17 protein-coding genes and 1 tRNA gene are annotated in these 14535 nt (G+C 68.2%); 8 read left to right on the top strand and 10 right to left on the bottom strand.

Going from position 1 to position 14535, the window contains the following annotated elements; all coding sequences use genetic code 11:
- Nucleotides 1-62: 62 nt before the first annotated feature.
- The 3 genes from J0A91_RS18240 to moaA form a co-directional block, all read right to left on the bottom strand.
- Nucleotides 63-137, bottom strand: a tRNA-Asn gene (locus J0A91_RS18240).
- A 54-nt stretch (nucleotides 138-191) separates the two neighbouring features.
- Complete coding sequence (locus tag J0A91_RS18235; RefSeq protein WP_069206086.1) at nucleotides 192-980, bottom strand: NAD kinase; 789 nt, start codon at nucleotides 978-980, stop codon at nucleotides 192-194.
- Between the two features lies 1 nt (nucleotide 981).
- The gene (moaA, locus tag J0A91_RS18230; RefSeq protein WP_069206085.1) at nucleotides 982-1977 is read right to left on the bottom strand and encodes a GTP 3',8-cyclase MoaA; all 996 of its coding nucleotides are present in this window, start codon (nucleotides 1975-1977) and stop codon (nucleotides 982-984) included.
- A gap of 128 nt (nucleotides 1978-2105) precedes the next feature.
- Here moaA and J0A91_RS18225 point away from each other — a divergent pair, with 128 nt between their 5' ends.
- Nucleotides 2106-4115, top strand: coding sequence for a putative bifunctional diguanylate cyclase/phosphodiesterase (locus tag J0A91_RS18225; RefSeq protein WP_240502070.1), 2010 nt, complete (start codon nucleotides 2106-2108; stop codon nucleotides 4113-4115).
- A gap of 120 nt (nucleotides 4116-4235) precedes the next feature.
- Here J0A91_RS18225 and J0A91_RS18220 read toward each other — a convergent pair whose 3' ends face one another.
- Nucleotides 4236-5234, bottom strand: coding sequence for a 2-hydroxyacid dehydrogenase (locus tag J0A91_RS18220; RefSeq protein WP_069206084.1), 999 nt, complete (start codon nucleotides 5232-5234; stop codon nucleotides 4236-4238).
- A 121-nt stretch (nucleotides 5235-5355) separates the two neighbouring features.
- Here J0A91_RS18220 and J0A91_RS18215 point away from each other — a divergent pair, with 121 nt between their 5' ends.
- From J0A91_RS18215 to J0A91_RS18195, 5 genes are all read left to right on the top strand, one after another.
- A complete protein-coding gene (locus tag J0A91_RS18215) occupies nucleotides 5356-5820 on the top strand; it encodes an SH3 domain-containing protein (RefSeq protein WP_240502069.1) in 465 nt (154 codons plus the stop codon).
- A 2-nt stretch (nucleotides 5821-5822) separates the two neighbouring features.
- Nucleotides 5823-6287, top strand: coding sequence for a GNAT family N-acetyltransferase (locus tag J0A91_RS18210; protein WP_069207469.1), 465 nt, complete (start codon nucleotides 5823-5825; stop codon nucleotides 6285-6287).
- 70 nt (nucleotides 6288-6357) lie between these two features.
- Nucleotides 6358-6612 (top strand): hypothetical protein, encoded by a 255-nt coding sequence (locus J0A91_RS18205; protein ID WP_240502068.1) that lies wholly within the window; start codon nucleotides 6358-6360, stop codon nucleotides 6610-6612.
- The gene (locus tag J0A91_RS18200) at nucleotides 6605-7360 is read left to right on the top strand and encodes a prepilin peptidase (protein ID WP_069206082.1); all 756 of its coding nucleotides are present in this window, start codon (nucleotides 6605-6607) and stop codon (nucleotides 7358-7360) included. The genes J0A91_RS18205 and J0A91_RS18200 overlap by 8 nt, the downstream gene beginning before the upstream one ends.
- On the top strand, nucleotides 7357-7773 hold the full coding sequence (locus J0A91_RS18195) for a hypothetical protein (protein ID WP_069206081.1): 417 nt from the start codon (nucleotides 7357-7359) through the stop codon (nucleotides 7771-7773). The genes J0A91_RS18200 and J0A91_RS18195 overlap by 4 nt, the downstream gene beginning before the upstream one ends.
- On the opposite strand, the gene J0A91_RS18190 is transcribed toward J0A91_RS18195, so the two are convergent.
- The 3 genes from J0A91_RS18190 to J0A91_RS18180 are packed head-to-tail and all read right to left on the bottom strand — an operon-like array spanning nucleotide 7745 to nucleotide 9986.
- Nucleotides 7745-8215, bottom strand: coding sequence for a c-type cytochrome (locus J0A91_RS18190; RefSeq protein ID WP_069206080.1), 471 nt, complete (start codon nucleotides 8213-8215; stop codon nucleotides 7745-7747). The genes J0A91_RS18195 and J0A91_RS18190 overlap by 29 nt on opposite strands.
- On the bottom strand, nucleotides 8212-9600 hold the full coding sequence (locus tag J0A91_RS18185) for an MFS transporter (RefSeq protein WP_069206079.1): 1389 nt from the start codon (nucleotides 9598-9600) through the stop codon (nucleotides 8212-8214). The genes J0A91_RS18190 and J0A91_RS18185 overlap by 4 nt, the downstream gene beginning before the upstream one ends.
- Nucleotides 9597-9986, bottom strand: coding sequence for a cupin domain-containing protein (locus J0A91_RS18180; RefSeq protein ID WP_069206078.1), 390 nt, complete (start codon nucleotides 9984-9986; stop codon nucleotides 9597-9599). The genes J0A91_RS18185 and J0A91_RS18180 overlap by 4 nt, the downstream gene beginning before the upstream one ends.
- 130 nt (nucleotides 9987-10116) lie before the next feature.
- Between J0A91_RS18180 and J0A91_RS18175 the strand changes: the two genes are divergently transcribed.
- Nucleotides 10117-10437, top strand: coding sequence for a hypothetical protein (locus tag J0A91_RS18175; RefSeq protein WP_069206077.1), 321 nt, complete (start codon nucleotides 10117-10119; stop codon nucleotides 10435-10437).
- Nucleotides 10438-10439: 2 nt separating this feature from the next.
- A complete protein-coding gene (locus J0A91_RS18170) occupies nucleotides 10440-11129 on the top strand; it encodes a phosphatase PAP2 family protein (RefSeq protein WP_069206076.1) in 690 nt (229 codons plus the stop codon).
- A 208-nt stretch (nucleotides 11130-11337) separates the two neighbouring features.
- Here J0A91_RS18170 and J0A91_RS18165 read toward each other — a convergent pair whose 3' ends face one another.
- From J0A91_RS18165 to J0A91_RS18155, 3 genes are all read right to left on the bottom strand, one after another.
- The gene (locus J0A91_RS18165) at nucleotides 11338-11712 is read right to left on the bottom strand and encodes a helix-turn-helix domain-containing protein (protein WP_069206075.1); all 375 of its coding nucleotides are present in this window, start codon (nucleotides 11710-11712) and stop codon (nucleotides 11338-11340) included.
- 11 nt (nucleotides 11713-11723) lie between these two features.
- Complete coding sequence (locus J0A91_RS18160; protein ID WP_069206074.1) at nucleotides 11724-12026, bottom strand: type II toxin-antitoxin system HigB family toxin; 303 nt, start codon at nucleotides 12024-12026, stop codon at nucleotides 11724-11726.
- A gap of 91 nt (nucleotides 12027-12117) precedes the next feature.
- Nucleotides 12118-14418 carry an ATP-dependent helicase gene (locus tag J0A91_RS18155; RefSeq protein WP_069206073.1) on the bottom strand — a complete coding sequence of 767 codons (2301 nt, stop codon included), beginning with the start codon at nucleotides 14416-14418 and terminating at the stop codon, nucleotides 12118-12120.
- Between the last annotated feature and the right edge of the window lie 117 nt (nucleotides 14419-14535).

Below are 14535 nucleotides of genomic sequence, written 5' to 3'. Positions count from 1 at the left end.
TTGGTAGAAATTCCCGACGACGGATCGTCGGGTTCCGGGCCGAAAAAACAGCCTATCCAAAATGGCTCCCTGAGTAGGATTCGAACCTACGGCCGCTCGATTAACAGTCGAGAGCTCTACCGCTGAGCTATCAGGGAACAGCGTGGAGGGGCTCTATAACCGGCTGAAACGGCGATGCAACCCCTTATCGATCACGCGACGAATTGCTCCATCGTGATGCGATCATCGAGTGCGTGTTCGGGGTCGAACAGCAGCGTCAACTCGCGTGACCGGTCGATCGCGATCTCGACCGAGGCGACATCGCGCACCTCGCGCTGGTCGGCGACGGCGCTGACCGGGCGTTTGCCGGGATCGAGCACGCGCACGACGATCCGCGCCTTGTCGGGCAGGATCGCGCCGCGCCAGCGACGGGGGCGAAACGGGCTGATCGGGGTGAGCGCGAGCAGCGCGGAGCCGAGCGGAAGGATCGGCCCCTGCGCGGAGAGGTTGTACGCGGTCGATCCCGCCGGGGTCGCGACGAGGATGCCGTCACAGGCCAGTTCGGGCAGCACGACTCGATCGTTGACGGTGACCTCAAGGTTCGCGGTCTGCCGGGTCTCGCGCAGCATCGACACTTCGTTGATCGCCGGCAGAGTGTGGATCGCGCCGTCGATCGTCGTCGCGGTCATCGACAGTGCGGTGACCTTGAAGGGTTTGGTGCGCGCCAGCCGCCCGTCGAGATCGAAATGGCGCCATTCGTTCATCAGGAACCCGACGGTGCCGAGGTTCATGCCGAACACCGGAATCGGCGGCTTGCGGCGCTCCAGGATCGAATGCAGCGTCTGGAGCATGAAGCCATCGCCGCCGAGCGCGACGATCAGGTCGGCCTCTTCGGGTGCCACCCAGTCATACGCATCGGCGAGCGCCTCGGCGGCGGCCTGGGCGGGCGGGGTCGGCGACGCGACGAGCGCTCGCTTCTGTGGCGCGGCACCGCGATTCATTTCAGCCGCCGGTCACGCTCATGTGGCGCGCGACGGCGGGGGTGGCGGCGGCGATGTCGAACTCGTGGCGTTCGGGCTTGCTTGCCATCGCCGCATCGAGCGCGGCATCGAGCGCGCCGACGCCGTCCGTGCGCAGGACGCGCTTGAGATCGACGCGGTCGTCATGGCCGAGGCAGGTGTAGAGGATTCCCTCGGTGGTGAGTCGCACGCGGTTGCAGGCGGCACAGAAATTGCCCGTTAGCGGCGAGATCAGCCCGAGCCGCGTCTTAGTGCCATCGACGCTCCAGTAGCGCGCGGGGCCGCCGCTCCCGCGCGGGTCGCGCACCAGTGAGAACTGGCGCGCGAGATCGTCGAACACCGCCGTCAGCGGCAGGAAGCGATCGGTCCGATCCTCGTCGATCGCGCCCATCGGCATCGTCTCGATCAGCGTCAGGTCGTGACCCTGATTGACGCACCATGCCAGCATCGGCGCGATCTCGGTGGCGTTGAGGCCCTTGAGCGCGACCATGTTGATCTTGACCGCCAACCCGGCCGCGCGAGCCGCCGCGATGCCGCCGAGAACCTGTGAAACATCGCCGTGCCGGGTGATGTAGCGGAACGTCTCGGGATCGCGGCTATCGAGGCTGACGTTGATGCGCCGCATTCCCGCCGCCACCAGCGCATCGGCATGGTCGGCAAGGCGCGTGCCATTGCTCGTCATCGTCAGTTCGTCGAGGCCCGCTCCCACGTGCCGCCCGAGCCGTTGAACCAGTTCGATCACATCGCGCCGCACCAGCGGCTCACCGCCGCTCAGCCGGATCTTGGTGATACCGCGCGCGATGAAGCGTTCGGCGATCACCGCGATTTCCTCGAGCGAGAGCAGCGCCGCTTTGGGCAGGAAGGTCATCGCCTCGGCCATGCAATAGCGGCAGCGCAGGTCGCAGCGGTCGGTCACCGAAATGCGCAGATAGCTGATCGTGCGTCCGTGGCGATCGATCAGGGCTGCTGGTGCGGGCATTACATGGAGCTAGGCGTTCGCGCGCTGCCGAACAAGAGGCAGCGTTTTTGCGCTTCTTCTTTGTCCTGTCCCGGGGCAGAAGGGGATTCCACGGTGTATCGGGCGGCGTGGTGGGGCAGGGAGCGAGCGTGGACGAAGATGGGTTGCGCGCCGGGTCCGGCATCTCCGCCGGCGCCACGCCGCTGTTCATCCTCTCGTTCCGCCAGCGTGACGAGCTTGCCGCGCTGGCCGGCGGGGCGGGCTGGCAAGTGGTCGCGGCGCGGCGCGCGGCGGGCCTGGAGCGGCGCTTCCTCGCGAGCGGCTCCGCCGTCGTGGTGCTCGACGCGCGTGGCGCGCTCGACGAGGGGCTGGCCAGTGCCCGCACGCTCGGCGGTACCATCGAGGCGAATGGCGGCGCGATGCTGGCGCTCGTCTCGCGCGGCGACCATGAAGCGCTCGGCGCGCTCTACGAGGCCGGCGCGACGCATTTCCTCTCGAGCCCGTTCGGCGAGACCGAGTTCATTCAGGCGCTGCGCTACGCCGCGCGCCATGCCGAGCGGATGGCCGGCGAGTGGCGCACCACCGGCGTTGCCGAGCCGCTTGGCTGGCGTTTCGATCTCGCCACGCGCACGATGCTGATGACACCGGCGTTCGCGCGGCTGCTCGGCACCGACGAGCAGCCGGGACGCGCCGCCTTGCTACGCCGGATTGACCCGACCGAGCGGCGCGCGGCGTTGGCGGCACTGCGTCGCCTGTCGCAGGCACGGCCGACGACCGCCTTCGCGCATGATGTGCCGGGCATCGGTCGCGTCGTGCAGCATCTGCACTTCGATGGGACCACGCGACGGATCGACACGATCGTCGAGGTGCTCGGCAGCGCGCCCGAGCCGACCGCCGAACTGCGCGAGGCGCTGGCGGGCGCGCGCGATGCCGGCAGCGCGCGGCGCTGGATCAGTCGCCGGCTGCGCGAGGAGGATGCGGAGCCGCTCCACGCGATGCTGGTCGCGCTCAACCGCTTTGACATGGTCAACACCGCCTACGGCCGCAGTGCTGGCGATACGTTGCTGCGTGGCGCGTTGAAGCGGATCGAGGATGCCGTTCGCGACGTGCTGGGGCGGGGGGCGCTGGTATCGCGGCTGAGCGGCTCGTCCTTCCTGGTCGCCGCACGCGCGCCGCGTGCCCGCATCAAACTGGCGGCGGAACGGATCGCCGGCGAGATGGCGCGGCCGTTCGTCGCGGGTGACGCGATCGCGGTGCTCGGCTGTCGGATCGGCGTCGCGCAAGGAGAGAGCGATGACGATGCCGCCGCGCTGTTGCGCCGCGCCAGCGAAGCGCTCGCCGACGCGCGCGAATCGGACAGTGCCACGTTGCGCGTCGCCGAAGCGCGCGGCGACGAAGCGCCGATCGATTCGCTCGCGGTAGCGCTCCATCACGCGATCGAGCGCGGCGAGATAGACATCCTTTTCCAGCCGCAAGTCTCGGTGTCGAGCGGCGCGATCGTCGGAGTCGAGGCGCTCGCGCGCTGGGAACATGCCATGCTCGGCACGATCGGCGCGGAAACGTTGTTCGCGGCGGCCGCGCGTGCCGATCTGGAAATCGCGCTGTCCGATCATATCCAGCGTATCACGCTCGAGCGTGCCGCCGCCTGGCCGGCGGCGCTACGCGGTTTGCGGCTGTCGCTCAATCTCACCGCAGCGGACATCGCCCGGCCCGGGTTCACCGACCTGTTCCTCGACCGAGTCGATTCGAGCGGCTTCGCGCGGACACGGCTGACGCTGGAGATCACCGAGAACGGACTGATCGAGGATCTCGGCGTGGCGGCGGCGCTGCTTTCGGCGCTGCGTACCGCCGGCTGCCGGATCGCGATCGACGATTTCGGCACCGGCTATTCGAGCCTCGCCTACCTCAAGGCGCTGCCGCTCGATTACCTCAAGATCGACAAAAAGCTCGCGCAGGACATCACCGGCACCCCACGCGACCGCGTGGTGGTGCGCGGCGTGATCGACATGGCGCGTTCGCTCGGGCTGACGGTGATTGCGGAAGGGGTCGAGACGAACGAGCAACTGGAACTGCTCGCGAAGGAGGGGTGTCAGTTGTACCAGGGGTTCCTGTGCTCGGAGGCGGTGACGAGCGGGGCGTTGGTGGGGCTGGTTGCGTAGCGCGGTTGCTAGCGGCGCCGATCCGGGGCCTCGCCGGGTGTGGCGGCGTCAGCCATCCACGGTCTTTGCGTACATGGGAGGCCTACAGCCCGGCCATGCCATGCCATGTGCGATGATGCGTCAGACCCAGCCCTCAAGTACCTGATCCGGCGGGCGGTGGCCGTCGGCCCAGGCGCGGATGTTGCGGATCACTTTCTCGCCCGTCGCCATGCGGCCCTCGAACGTCGCCGAGCCCATGTGCGGGGTCATCACCACGTTGGGGAGCGCGAGCAGGCGCGGGTCGATCGCGGGTTCGTGCTGCCACACGTCGAGACCAGCGCCAGCCAGCCGACCGGCTTCGAGGGCATCGACCAGCGCCTCTTCATCGACGATGCCGCCGCGCGAGGCGTTGATGACGTATACGTGCGGGCGCAGCAGCGCGATCCGCTCGGCATCGAGCAGGTTCTTGCTGTCGGCGTTGAGCGGGGTGTGGATCGTCAGGATGTCGATGCTGCCCAGCATCGCGTCGAGGTTGGCATGCCATTGCGCGCCGAGTTCGCCCTCCAGCACTTTGGGCAGGCGCGAACGGTTGTGATAGTGGATCGTCAGCCCAAAGCCACGCGCGCGCCGTGCCACCGCCTGGCCGATCCGCCCCATGCCGATGATGCCGAGCGCCTTGCCGCCGATGCGGTGGCCGAGCATTCCGCCCGGGCTCCAGCCGCTCCACTGGCCCGACCGCACCAGCTTCTCGCCCTCCGCCAGCCGGCGCGGCACCGACACGATCAGCGCCATCGTCAGATCGGCGGTGTCCTCGGTCAGCACACCCGGCGTATTGGTGACGATGATGCCACGCGCACGCGCCGCCTTGAGATCGATATGATTCACGCCAGCGCCGAAATTGGCGATCAGTTTGAGCCGCTCGCCCGCGCCGGCGATCAAGTCTGCGTCGATCGAGTCGGTGACGGAGGGGACCAGCACGTCACACGATGCCATCGCGGCGGCGAGCTGTTCGCGCGTCATCTTGCCCTCGGCGCGGTGAAGCGTGGTGTCGAACAATTGCTCCATGCGCGCCATCACCGCTTCGGTGAGTTCGCGCGTGACGATGACCTTCGGGTGCGCGACGCGTCTCGTTTCGGGCATATATCGCGCTTGGCGAAGCGGCGGCCTCGCGTCAACGCTGTTGAAGCCCGCTTGCCGCACGCGCTAAGCAGATCGCATCCAGTTAGGGGCGTATATGCGTTGGTTCGGTAGAAGTGCTTTGATGGTGGCGGCGATCGCCGTGACCGCGCCGGCGATCGGTGCGCTGGTGCAGAAGCGTATGCCGTATTTCGCTTCGATCTCGGCGGCGAAGGCGCGGATGCGGACCGGGCCTGGGCGCACCTACCCCGCGATCTGGCTGTATCAGCGCGCCGACCTGCCGGTGAAGGTGCTCGACGTGTACGATCACGGCAATTGGCTCAAGGTCGAAGACCCGGGTGGCACGCAGGGCTGGATGCTGGGCGCACTCATCAAGGAGGTTCGTACCGGCTTCGTGATGGGCACCCAGGTCGAACTGCTCGACCAGCCGGAGGCCGGTTCGCGGGTGCGCTGGCGGGCTGCGCCGGGCGTGGTCGGGCGGCTGAGCCGATGTTCGCGCGGCTGGTGCTATTTCGACGTCCACGGGCAGGGCGGCTACGTCGAGGCGATCCATCTGTGGGGTGTCGAGCCCGACGAGACGCTGTCGTGAGCATGCCCGCGATCCGGTTCGAGCGTGACGATCTTTCGCGCGGCGTGGTGCTCGAACTGGTCGACCTGCACATGCGTGAAGCGGTCGAAAATTCGCCGTGGGGATCGGTGTTCGCGCTCGATCCCATCGGCTTGCGCGATCCGGCGATCACGGTGTGGACCGCGTGGGAAGGCGATGCGCTGCTCGGCATGGGCGCGCTGAAGCGGCTTGATGCCGGGCATGGCGAACTCAAGTCGATGCGCGTCGCGCCTGCGCACCTGCGGCGTGGCGTCGGTGCCGCGGTCCTCGCGCACCTCGTTTCGGAAGGTCGCGCGGCGGGCTATCGGCGGTTGAGCCTGGAGACCGGATCGAACGACGCGTTTGCTGCGGCGCGCGCGATGTATGCGCGCGCCGGCTTCGTTCCTTGTGGCCCGTTCGCCGGCTATACCGACACCGCGTTCAGCCGTTATTTCACGCTCGATCTCTGAACGGCGGACGCACGACGGCTTGCTTCGTATCAATCTGGCGCGGCGCGCGCTGCGGCCCTAGGGCTGCTGGATGGATACATTGACCACCGTGCTGAAATGGACCGCCTCGGGTGGGGGGATGATCGCAGCGGCGCTGGTGTCGCTCGATCTCGGGCGGCGTGTCACCGGCTGGGCGCTGGTGCTGTTCGCCGCCTCGGCATTGGCATGGATCGGCGGGGCGATCCTGACGCACGACGCGGCACTTGGCACGCAGAACGTCGTGCTGCTCGGGATCGATCTGTTCGGCGCCTATCGGTATCTGATCCGCAAGAAGCCGAATGGCTGAAGGGCTGTTCTGGCCGGTGCTGCTCGGGCTGCTCGGTGCGGTGATCGGAAGTTTCATCGCGACATTGGTGATGCGCTGGCCGCAGGGGCGATCGGTGCTGCGTGGGCGCTCGCGGTGCGACGGCTGCGACGCGGTGCTGCGCGCGCGCGATCTGGTACCGCTGCTTAGCGCGGCGTTTGCGCATGGGCGGTGCCGCCGCTGTGGCGCGGCGATCGACCCGCGGCATTGGCGGATCGAAGCCATAGCGCTCGTCATCGGTCTGGCGGCGGGGCTGGCGGTGCCGGGTTCGATCGCATCGGCGGGCGCCGCGTTCGGTTGGCTGTTGCTTGCGCTCGCCGCGCTCGACGTCACCGAATTCTGGTTGCCCGACGCGCTGACGCTGACGCTGGCGCTCGCCGGCCTCGTCACCGGTGCGTTGGGGATCGAGCCGTCGCTCGCCGACCGGCTGATCGGCGGTGCGGGTGGTTTCGGCGCCTTGTGGCTGATCGCGGCGGCATACCGGATCGTGCGCGGCCGCGAGGGGTTGGGTGGGGGCGATCCCAAGCTGTTCGGCGCGATCGGGCTGTGGCTCGGCTGGCGGATGCTGCCGGTGGTGCTGTTCCTCGCCGCGCTGACCGGGCTGGCGATCGTCGCGATTGCTATGGTGCGGGGGCGGGCGGCGCGGCTCGACGATCGCGCACCGTTCGGCGCGTTGCTCACGGTCGCAGCTTATCCGGCGTGGCTGTTCCTGCTAGGCTCGGCGGGATGAACCCGCCCCTCTTCCTCCTGCTCGCCGCCACGCCGATCGCGGGCCTGCCGCTCGACGTGTTGCCCAAGCAGGATCTGCCTGCCACGGGTTGCGCCGCCTTTCTGTGGACCGCAACCGAGCAGCGCACCTTGGTCGCCATGGCTGCGGCTGAACCCGCGCATCTGCGCGTGTCGCTCGACGGTGCGATCGTCGACCTGTCCCGGTCCGCGCAGCGCGGCGCGACCAACTTCGGGCTGAGCGATTCAACCGACTATGCCGCGCCCGGCATTCGCGCCACGCTTGATCTCACGATTCAGACGCGCGCCGATCTGGTGAAGGGCGCGGCCATTCCAGACGGCGCGCTCCGGATCGATCGTGACGGTAAGGACGGCGTGGTTGTGCCCGTTACCGGGTTGGTCGGTTGCTCGGGCTAGGCGGCGCAGGCAGTGGCAGGTTCGAGCCGTTTTCGTTGAGGAAGCGGATCACGTCGGCACGGTCCATGCCGTCGGGGAGGCCGGCGAACATCATGTTGGTGCCGGGTGCGAAATGCCGCGGGTCGGTGAGCCACGCGTCGAGCCGTTCGAACGTCCACACCCCGCCGACCGCTTCCAGCGCGGCGGTGTAGTTGAAGCGGTCGCTGCCATGCCCGACCGGGCGGCCGACCACGCCGTAGAGCGCCGGGCCGCCGCGATCACCGGCGCCTTGCGTGACGGTATGACACGCCGCACAGCGCGAGAAGACCGCCGCGCCCGAGTTCGCATCAGCCGCCGCCAGACGGGCTGCGAGCGGGGCGCTCGACAGGTGGGGGTCGCGTTTCACGGCGGGGGCGCAGGCTGCCACGCAGCAGGTGAGCGCAAGGATCGAGGTGCGGATCATGGCTGGCGTGCTTCCATATCAATGGTTTCGACGGGCTTCGGATTGCGGATCGACGGCCGCAGCCGCGCGACGCTGCACAGCCCCGCGATCACGCCCAGCCCGGCGGCGACCAGCGGCGGTGTGCGCCCGGCGCCGACGCCGAACGCGAGCAGCATCGCCACCAAGGTCGCGCCGGTGGTCTGGCCGACTTGCCGCACCGTCGAGACGAGGCTCCCCGCCGCCGCCGCGCGGTGCGGCGGCGCCGAGCCGACGATCAGCCGCGCGTTGGGCGGCAGGAACAGCCCGAAACCCGCGCCGCACAGCATCATCCGCCAGACGATGTCGATATAGGTCGCATCGGGCGGCAGGAACGCGAGCAGGCTCAAAGCGGTGACGGCGATCGTCATGCCGATCCCGCCGAGCACGCCCGCCGGCACGCGATCGGACAGATAGCCCGCCATCGGCGCGACGAAGATGTTGGTGAGCGGCCACGGCGCCAGCACCGCGCCGACCTCGGCCGGGCTCATGTGGAACTCGTGTTGCATGCGGAACGGAAAGGAGATCAGCAGCGTCATCGAGGCGACGAAGGCGGTGTACGAACTCAGCACCGACAGCGCGAGCACGGGGCGGGCGAGCAGATCGATCGGCAGGATCGGGTTGTCCTCGTGCCGCTCGCGCCGCACGAAGAACACGCCAATCGCGATGCCGACCGCGACGATAGCGCCCGAGACGACCGGGCTGTCGCCGTGGATTCCCGTCTCTGCGCCGCCGATCACCAGACCGAACATGCCTGCGCACATCACCGCGCCGAGCACGTCGAACGGCGTGTCGCGCGGTTCGGCCCTGGGGAGCGCGCGGCCGAGCAGCAGCGAGCCGATCGCGAACGGCACCGCGCTGGCGAACACCCACGGCCACGGCGCGACTGCGAGCACCAGACCGCCCAAGGTTGGCGCGAGCGCGTTCGCGCTGGTGACGACGACCGTGTTGAGCGCCAGCCCGCGCCCGAGTTGGGCCTTCGGATAGACCGAGCGGATCAGCGCCGACGAGACGCTGAGCGCTGCCGCCGCGCCGATCGCCTGCGCCGCGCGCACGATCAGCAGGAACGGCAGGCTCTTGGCGAAGAAGCACAGGATCGTCGCGACGGTGAACACCATCTGGCCGATCTGGTACATCCGCTTGAGCCCGAGCCGTTCACCCAACGCGGCGAAGGGGAGCAGCAGCATCACCAGGATCAACTGGTAGATCGTCACGATCGAGACGATCGAGGCGCTGTCGACGTGCAGATCGCGGGCGATCGTCGGCAGCGCGACGTTGGCGACGCTGCCGTCGATCATGATCAGCGCGGACCCGCACGACACCGCGCCGATCGCGAGCAGACGCCGGGGCATCGGCAGGCCGTCGCTCATCGCGGTGGCGACCAGCCGGGCGGGGCGAGTTCCCAGCCGGCGAAATCGAACCCCGGCGTCACCACGCAGCTCACCAGCGCCCAGCCGTGCCGCGCCTCGGCGGATTGCCAGGCGTGGGCGGGGACGAGGCCCTGCGGCGCTTCGCCATTGAGCAGCACGTCGTCATGCCCGATCCGCAGCGTCAGCGGCGATCCCGCGTGCCACAGCCACAGTTCGGCGGCATCGACCCGGTGCCAGTGCGAACGCTCCCCCGCATCGAGCAGGAACAGGATCGCGGTGGCCAGCGCTCGCCCGCCGTCAGGCGCGGGCTGGCGCAGCGTTTCGCGATACCAGCCGCCCTCGGGGTGCGGCGACAGGCCGAGGCTGGCGACGAGCGGGTGAACCATGCCCGGCTGATATGGGCCGGTTCCGCGCTTGTCGAGCCGCCGCGCACACGTGCCTGCCGCATCCGCACTTGCTGGACCGGCACGCGCGGGTTAAGGCCGCCGCCGTTCCCCCATACCCGAAGACCATGCCGTGACAGACTCTCCCGCAGGCGACGTACCCACCGTATTCGAAGGCATCGTGCGCCAGCGCTGTCTCGCCGCGACCTATAATCGCACCGAAGTGACGCTCGCGCCGCATGTCATCTACACGCGCCACGGCGATCTGTTCATCGACGGCGTCGTGCTGGAACGCGACGGGCGGCCGCCCAAGGAGCTCAAGCTCGGCACGTTCAAGCTCGCCGGGCTGACCGGGCTGCGGCTGACGCCGCGCGCGTTCAAGGCGAACCCGTTGTTCTCGCCGAGCGACCCCAAATACGGCGACTCCGTGCTGATGACGGTCGAACTCGGCTGACGGTGAAGGCCGGCGCACCGCTCGACGATGCGCCGCGCGCGCTGGCGTGGTTGTGGCCGCTGGTGGCGCTGCTCGCCGTATCGGCATTGCTGCTCGGCATCCATATCGCGCGCGTGCTGATCGCGGGTGAGGGCTTCGGCTTCGACGTGCCGCTGCTGCTCGCGCTGCGCGTGCCGGGGCATCTCGACACACCCGTCGGGCCGGTGTGGCTGCGCCAGTCGGCGATCGACGTGTCCGCGCTCGGCGGGTTCACGCTGATGTGGCTGTTCGGCGGATCGGGTATCGCCGCCCTGTGCTTCCTGCGCCGCCGCGCCGAGGCGGCATGGATCGCGGCATCGCTGGTCGGCGCGTCGCTGCTGTCGAGCGAACTCAAGAGCGTGATCCACCGCCCGCGCCCGGACGTGGTGCCGCACCTCGTCTGGGTCGACAACGCCAGCTTCCCGAGCGGCCACGCGATGATCTCCGCCGCGACCTATCTGACGATCGCGCTGATGCTCGCCGGCATCGAGCCGCGCCGCGCGGTGCGCGTCGCGATCGTGAGCTTCTTCAGCCTGCTCGTCGTGCTGATCGGGTGCAGCCGCGTATATCTCGGCGTGCATTGGCCGAGCGACGTGCTCGGCGGCTGGTGCTTCGGCACGGTCTGGGCGCTGCTGGTGTTCGCGGCGAACCGCTGGTTGCGGCGGCGGCGCTAGGGAAACGTGGCTAAGGTTGTCCACTGCGCGCACGGTTGGCGGAGTGCGATGTTTGGGGGCCGGGTGCGCGGTGGGGCTGGCGGCGCGGGGCGGCGTGGGTGAGGCGATCAGGGGCAGGCGGACGGGCATGCCGCAAGTCTGGCATGGGGCGGGCGGTGTAGGACAGCTTTTGATCTTGGTGGAACGGACAGCGGCTTCAGCCAGGCGGTCAGGCGCTGCGATCCAACGCATATTCGCGCACCAGCAGCCGCTCGGGCACCTGCCATTCGCGTGCGATCAAGCGGATCATCGGCAGGGTGAGTGCGCGCTTGCGGCGGAGGATTTCGGACGCGCGCGATTTGCTGCCGATCAGCGCGGCGAGATCGGCTCGGGTGCGCCCGTCATGCGCCATTGCCGCCTCGATCGCCGCGATCGGATCGGGATCGGCGATCGGCCAGCGCTTGTCCTCATACGCTTCGACGAGCGTGGCGAGCACGTCCAGCCGGTCGCCTTCAGGCGTACTCTCGGCGGCGCCCCACAGCGCCTCGATCTCTCGAAGCGCGGCCTCATGATCGGCATCGGTGCGGATCGGGGTAATGTCCATTGTCCGGTCCTTCAAAACAGATCGACTGTGAGCGCGTCGATCCGATCATAGTCGGCGTGCGTGCCGACGAACTTCACGAAGGCGATGCCGCGGCGGAAGTCGAACGCGACGATCAACCGATAATCGCCGCCCGCTACTTCGAACCTTACACGTTCGCCGTTCAAAGCTTTGGCCTTGGAAAAAGCGGCCTGCACGTCGGAAGCATTTGCCCAGCTCGCCGTCTTCACGACGCTTTGCCAATGCGTCAGCGATGCCCGCGTTTCCGGGTGCTTCTCGATGAACGCGGCGAGCGTGCTTCGGGCGATCAGTCTCACGGGACTTTATAGTGGTTCCCAATTTGGGAATCAAGCGTGTGTGGGCCGTAGCGGCGCCTGCCCTCGAAATAGCTCGCCGCTTCACCCCGCATCACGCCGGCAGCGTAACAAACGTATCCATCACCCGCTTGCGCCCGGCCTCGTCGAAGTCGATTTCCAGCTTATTCCCCTCGATCTCGGCGATCGCGCCGTAGCCGAATTTCTGGTGGAACACGCGCATCCCCACCGTCAGATCGCTGCGGCCCTTGTTCCCCAAACTCACCGCACTGGCGCGCGCTTCCACGACGCGCGTTGGTTCGCGGGAGAACGTGCGGCTGGTGAAGGCGCCGCCGTCTTTCACCCCGGCCGCGCGTTGCCAGCCGGGGCCGCGGCCGGTGCCGCGCGCGACGTCGGCGAACGGGTCGGCGCGTTCCGACCAGTTGGCGCGCCACAGGCTTTCGCCGCCGCTCATGCTGTTTTCGCTCTCGATGTGCGCGGCCGGGAGTTCGCCGACGAAGCGGCTTGGGATGCTGCTGGTCCATTGGCCGTAGATGCGGCGGTTGGCGGCGTGGAGGATGATCGCGCGGCGCCTCGCGCGCGTGATCGCCACGTAGGCGAGGCGGCGTTCCTCCTCCAGCGACGCGTTGCCGCCTTCGTCGATCGCGCGTTGCGAGGGGAACAGGCCTTCTTCCCAGCCGACCAGGAAGACGGTGTCATATTCGAGGCCCTTGGCGGCGTGGATCGTCATGATCGTCACCTTGGCCTCGTCGGCCTGCGCCTCGTTATCCATGACGAGGCTGACGTGTTCGAGGAACGCGCCGAGGCTTTCATATTCCTCCATAGCGCGGACGAGTTCGGTGAGGTTTTCGAGCCGCCCCGCCGCCTCGACCGATTTCTCGACCTGGAGCGCGCCGGTATAGCCACTCTCGTCGAGGATCTGGCGGGCGAGTTCGGCGTGGGGCAGTTCGTTCGCCATGCGCCGCCAGCGGGCGAGATCGATCACGAAATTGCCGAGTGACTTGCGCGCGGCGCCGGTCAGCTCGTCGGTGTCGAGGATACGCGCCGCCGCGACGCTCAGCGGAATGTTCTCGGCCCGCGCGAGCATGTGGAGCTTCTGCACCGCCTTGTCGCCCAGGCCACGCTTGGGGACGTTGACGATGCGTTCGAAGGCGAGATCGTCGGCGCTCTGGTGGACGACGCGCAGATAGGCGAGCGCGTCGCGGATTTCGGCGCGCTCGTAGAAGCGGAAGCCGCCGATGATGCGGTAATTCAGGCCGATCGCGATGAAGCGATCCTCGAACTCTCGCGTCTGATGCTGCGCGCGGACGAGGATGGCGATGCGATCGAGCGACTGGCCGTTGCGTTGCGCCGCCTCGATCTCCTCGCCGACGCGGCGGGCTTCCTCGGGGCCGTCCCACACGCCGAACACGCTGACCTTGTCGCCGTCGGCTTCCTCGGTCCACAAGGTCTTGCCGAGCCGCCCCGAATTGTTGGCGATCACGCCGCTCGCGGCGGCGAGGATGTGCGGGGTCGATCGGTAATTTTGTTCGAGCCGGATCACCTTGGCGCCGGGGAAATCCTTCTCGAACTTGAGGATGTTCTCGACCTGCGCGCCGCGCCACGAATAGATCGACTGGTCATCGTCGCCGACGCAGCAGATGTTCTTGCGCTCCTGCGCGAGCAGGCGGAGCCAGAGATACTGGACGCTGTTGGTGTCCTGATATTCGTCGACCATGATGTATTTGAAGCGGCGCTGATAATCGGCGAGCACCTCGCGGTCGCGCTTGAGGATGGTCAGCATGTGGAGCAGCAGATCGCCGAAATCGCAGGCGTTCAGGGCGGCGAGGCGAGTCTGGTATTGCTGGTAGAGTTCGCCGCCGCGCCCGTTGGCGTAGCGTTCGCTCTCGCCCGCGTCGATATCGCTGGGGACGAGGCCCTTGTTCTTCCATTCGTCGATCAGCCCGGCGAGGCTGCGCGCGGGGAAGCGCTTCTCGTCGATGTCGGCGGCGATGACGAGCTGCTTCAGGAGCCGCAACTGATCGTCGGTGTCGAGAATCGAGAAATTCGATTGCAGCCCGACCAGTTCGGCATGGCGGCGCAGCATCTTCGCGCCGATCGCGTGGAAGGTGCCGAGCCACGGCATCCCCTCGACGACATCGCCGACGAGCCGGCCGACGCGCTCGCGCATCTCGCGCGCGGCCTTGTTGGTGAAGGTGACGCTGAGGATTTCGCTCGGGTAGGCGCGGCGGGTCGCGAGTAGGTGGCCGAGCCGGGCGGTGAGCGCGGCGGTCTTGCCGGTGCCTGCGCCGGCGAGCACCAGAACGGGGCCTTCAGTGGTGAGCACGGCATCGCGCTGCGGCGCGTTGAGGCCTTTGAGATAGGCGGGTTCGGGGGCGGGCGCGGGGATATTCATCGGCGAACAGGTAGGGAACGGGAGCGGCGAGGGCAATCTTTGATCGCCGCGCAAAGCCGCGCGCGATGCGACGAAGCGATGCCGGCCCGGTGCGCGCCGGTTGCCGCCGAAACAAAT

It is taken from the genome of Sphingomonas panacis, assembly GCF_001717955.1.
Classification (GTDB): Bacteria; Pseudomonadota; Alphaproteobacteria; order Sphingomonadales; family Sphingomonadaceae; genus Sphingomonas; species Sphingomonas panacis.
This window is presented reverse-complemented; position numbering and strand designations above follow the sequence as displayed.

Bases quoted from the DNA above. Each gene is read 5' to 3' on its own strand.
- J0A91_RS18235 (WP_069206086.1), bottom strand. From the start codon at position 980: ATGAATCGCGGTGCCGCGCCACAGAAGCGAGCGCTCGTCGCGTCGCCG.
- moaA (WP_069206085.1), bottom strand. From the start codon at position 1,977: ATGCCCGCACCAGCAGCCCTGATCGATCGCCACGGACGCACGATCAGC.
- J0A91_RS18220 (WP_069206084.1), bottom strand. From the start codon at position 5,234: ATGCCCGAAACGAGACGCGTCGCGCACCCGAAGGTCATCGTCACGCGC.
- J0A91_RS18215 (WP_240502069.1), top strand. From the start codon at position 5,356: ATGGTGGCGGCGATCGCCGTGACCGCGCCGGCGATCGGTGCGCTGGTG.
- J0A91_RS18210 (WP_069207469.1), top strand. From the start codon at position 5,823: ATGCCCGCGATCCGGTTCGAGCGTGACGATCTTTCGCGCGGCGTGGTG.
- J0A91_RS18205 (WP_240502068.1), top strand. From the start codon at position 6,358: ATGGATACATTGACCACCGTGCTGAAATGGACCGCCTCGGGTGGGGGG.
- J0A91_RS18200 (WP_069206082.1), top strand. From the start codon at position 6,605: ATGGCTGAAGGGCTGTTCTGGCCGGTGCTGCTCGGGCTGCTCGGTGCG.
- J0A91_RS18195 (WP_069206081.1), top strand. From the start codon at position 7,357: ATGAACCCGCCCCTCTTCCTCCTGCTCGCCGCCACGCCGATCGCGGGC.
- J0A91_RS18190 (WP_069206080.1), bottom strand. From the start codon at position 8,215: ATGATCCGCACCTCGATCCTTGCGCTCACCTGCTGCGTGGCAGCCTGC.
- J0A91_RS18185 (WP_069206079.1), bottom strand. From the start codon at position 9,600: ATGAGCGACGGCCTGCCGATGCCCCGGCGTCTGCTCGCGATCGGCGCG.
- J0A91_RS18180 (WP_069206078.1), bottom strand. From the start codon at position 9,986: ATGGTTCACCCGCTCGTCGCCAGCCTCGGCCTGTCGCCGCACCCCGAG.
- J0A91_RS18165 (WP_069206075.1), bottom strand. From the start codon at position 11,712: ATGGACATTACCCCGATCCGCACCGATGCCGATCATGAGGCCGCGCTT.
- J0A91_RS18155 (WP_069206073.1), bottom strand. From the start codon at position 14,418: ATGAATATCCCCGCGCCCGCCCCCGAACCCGCCTATCTCAAAGGCCTC.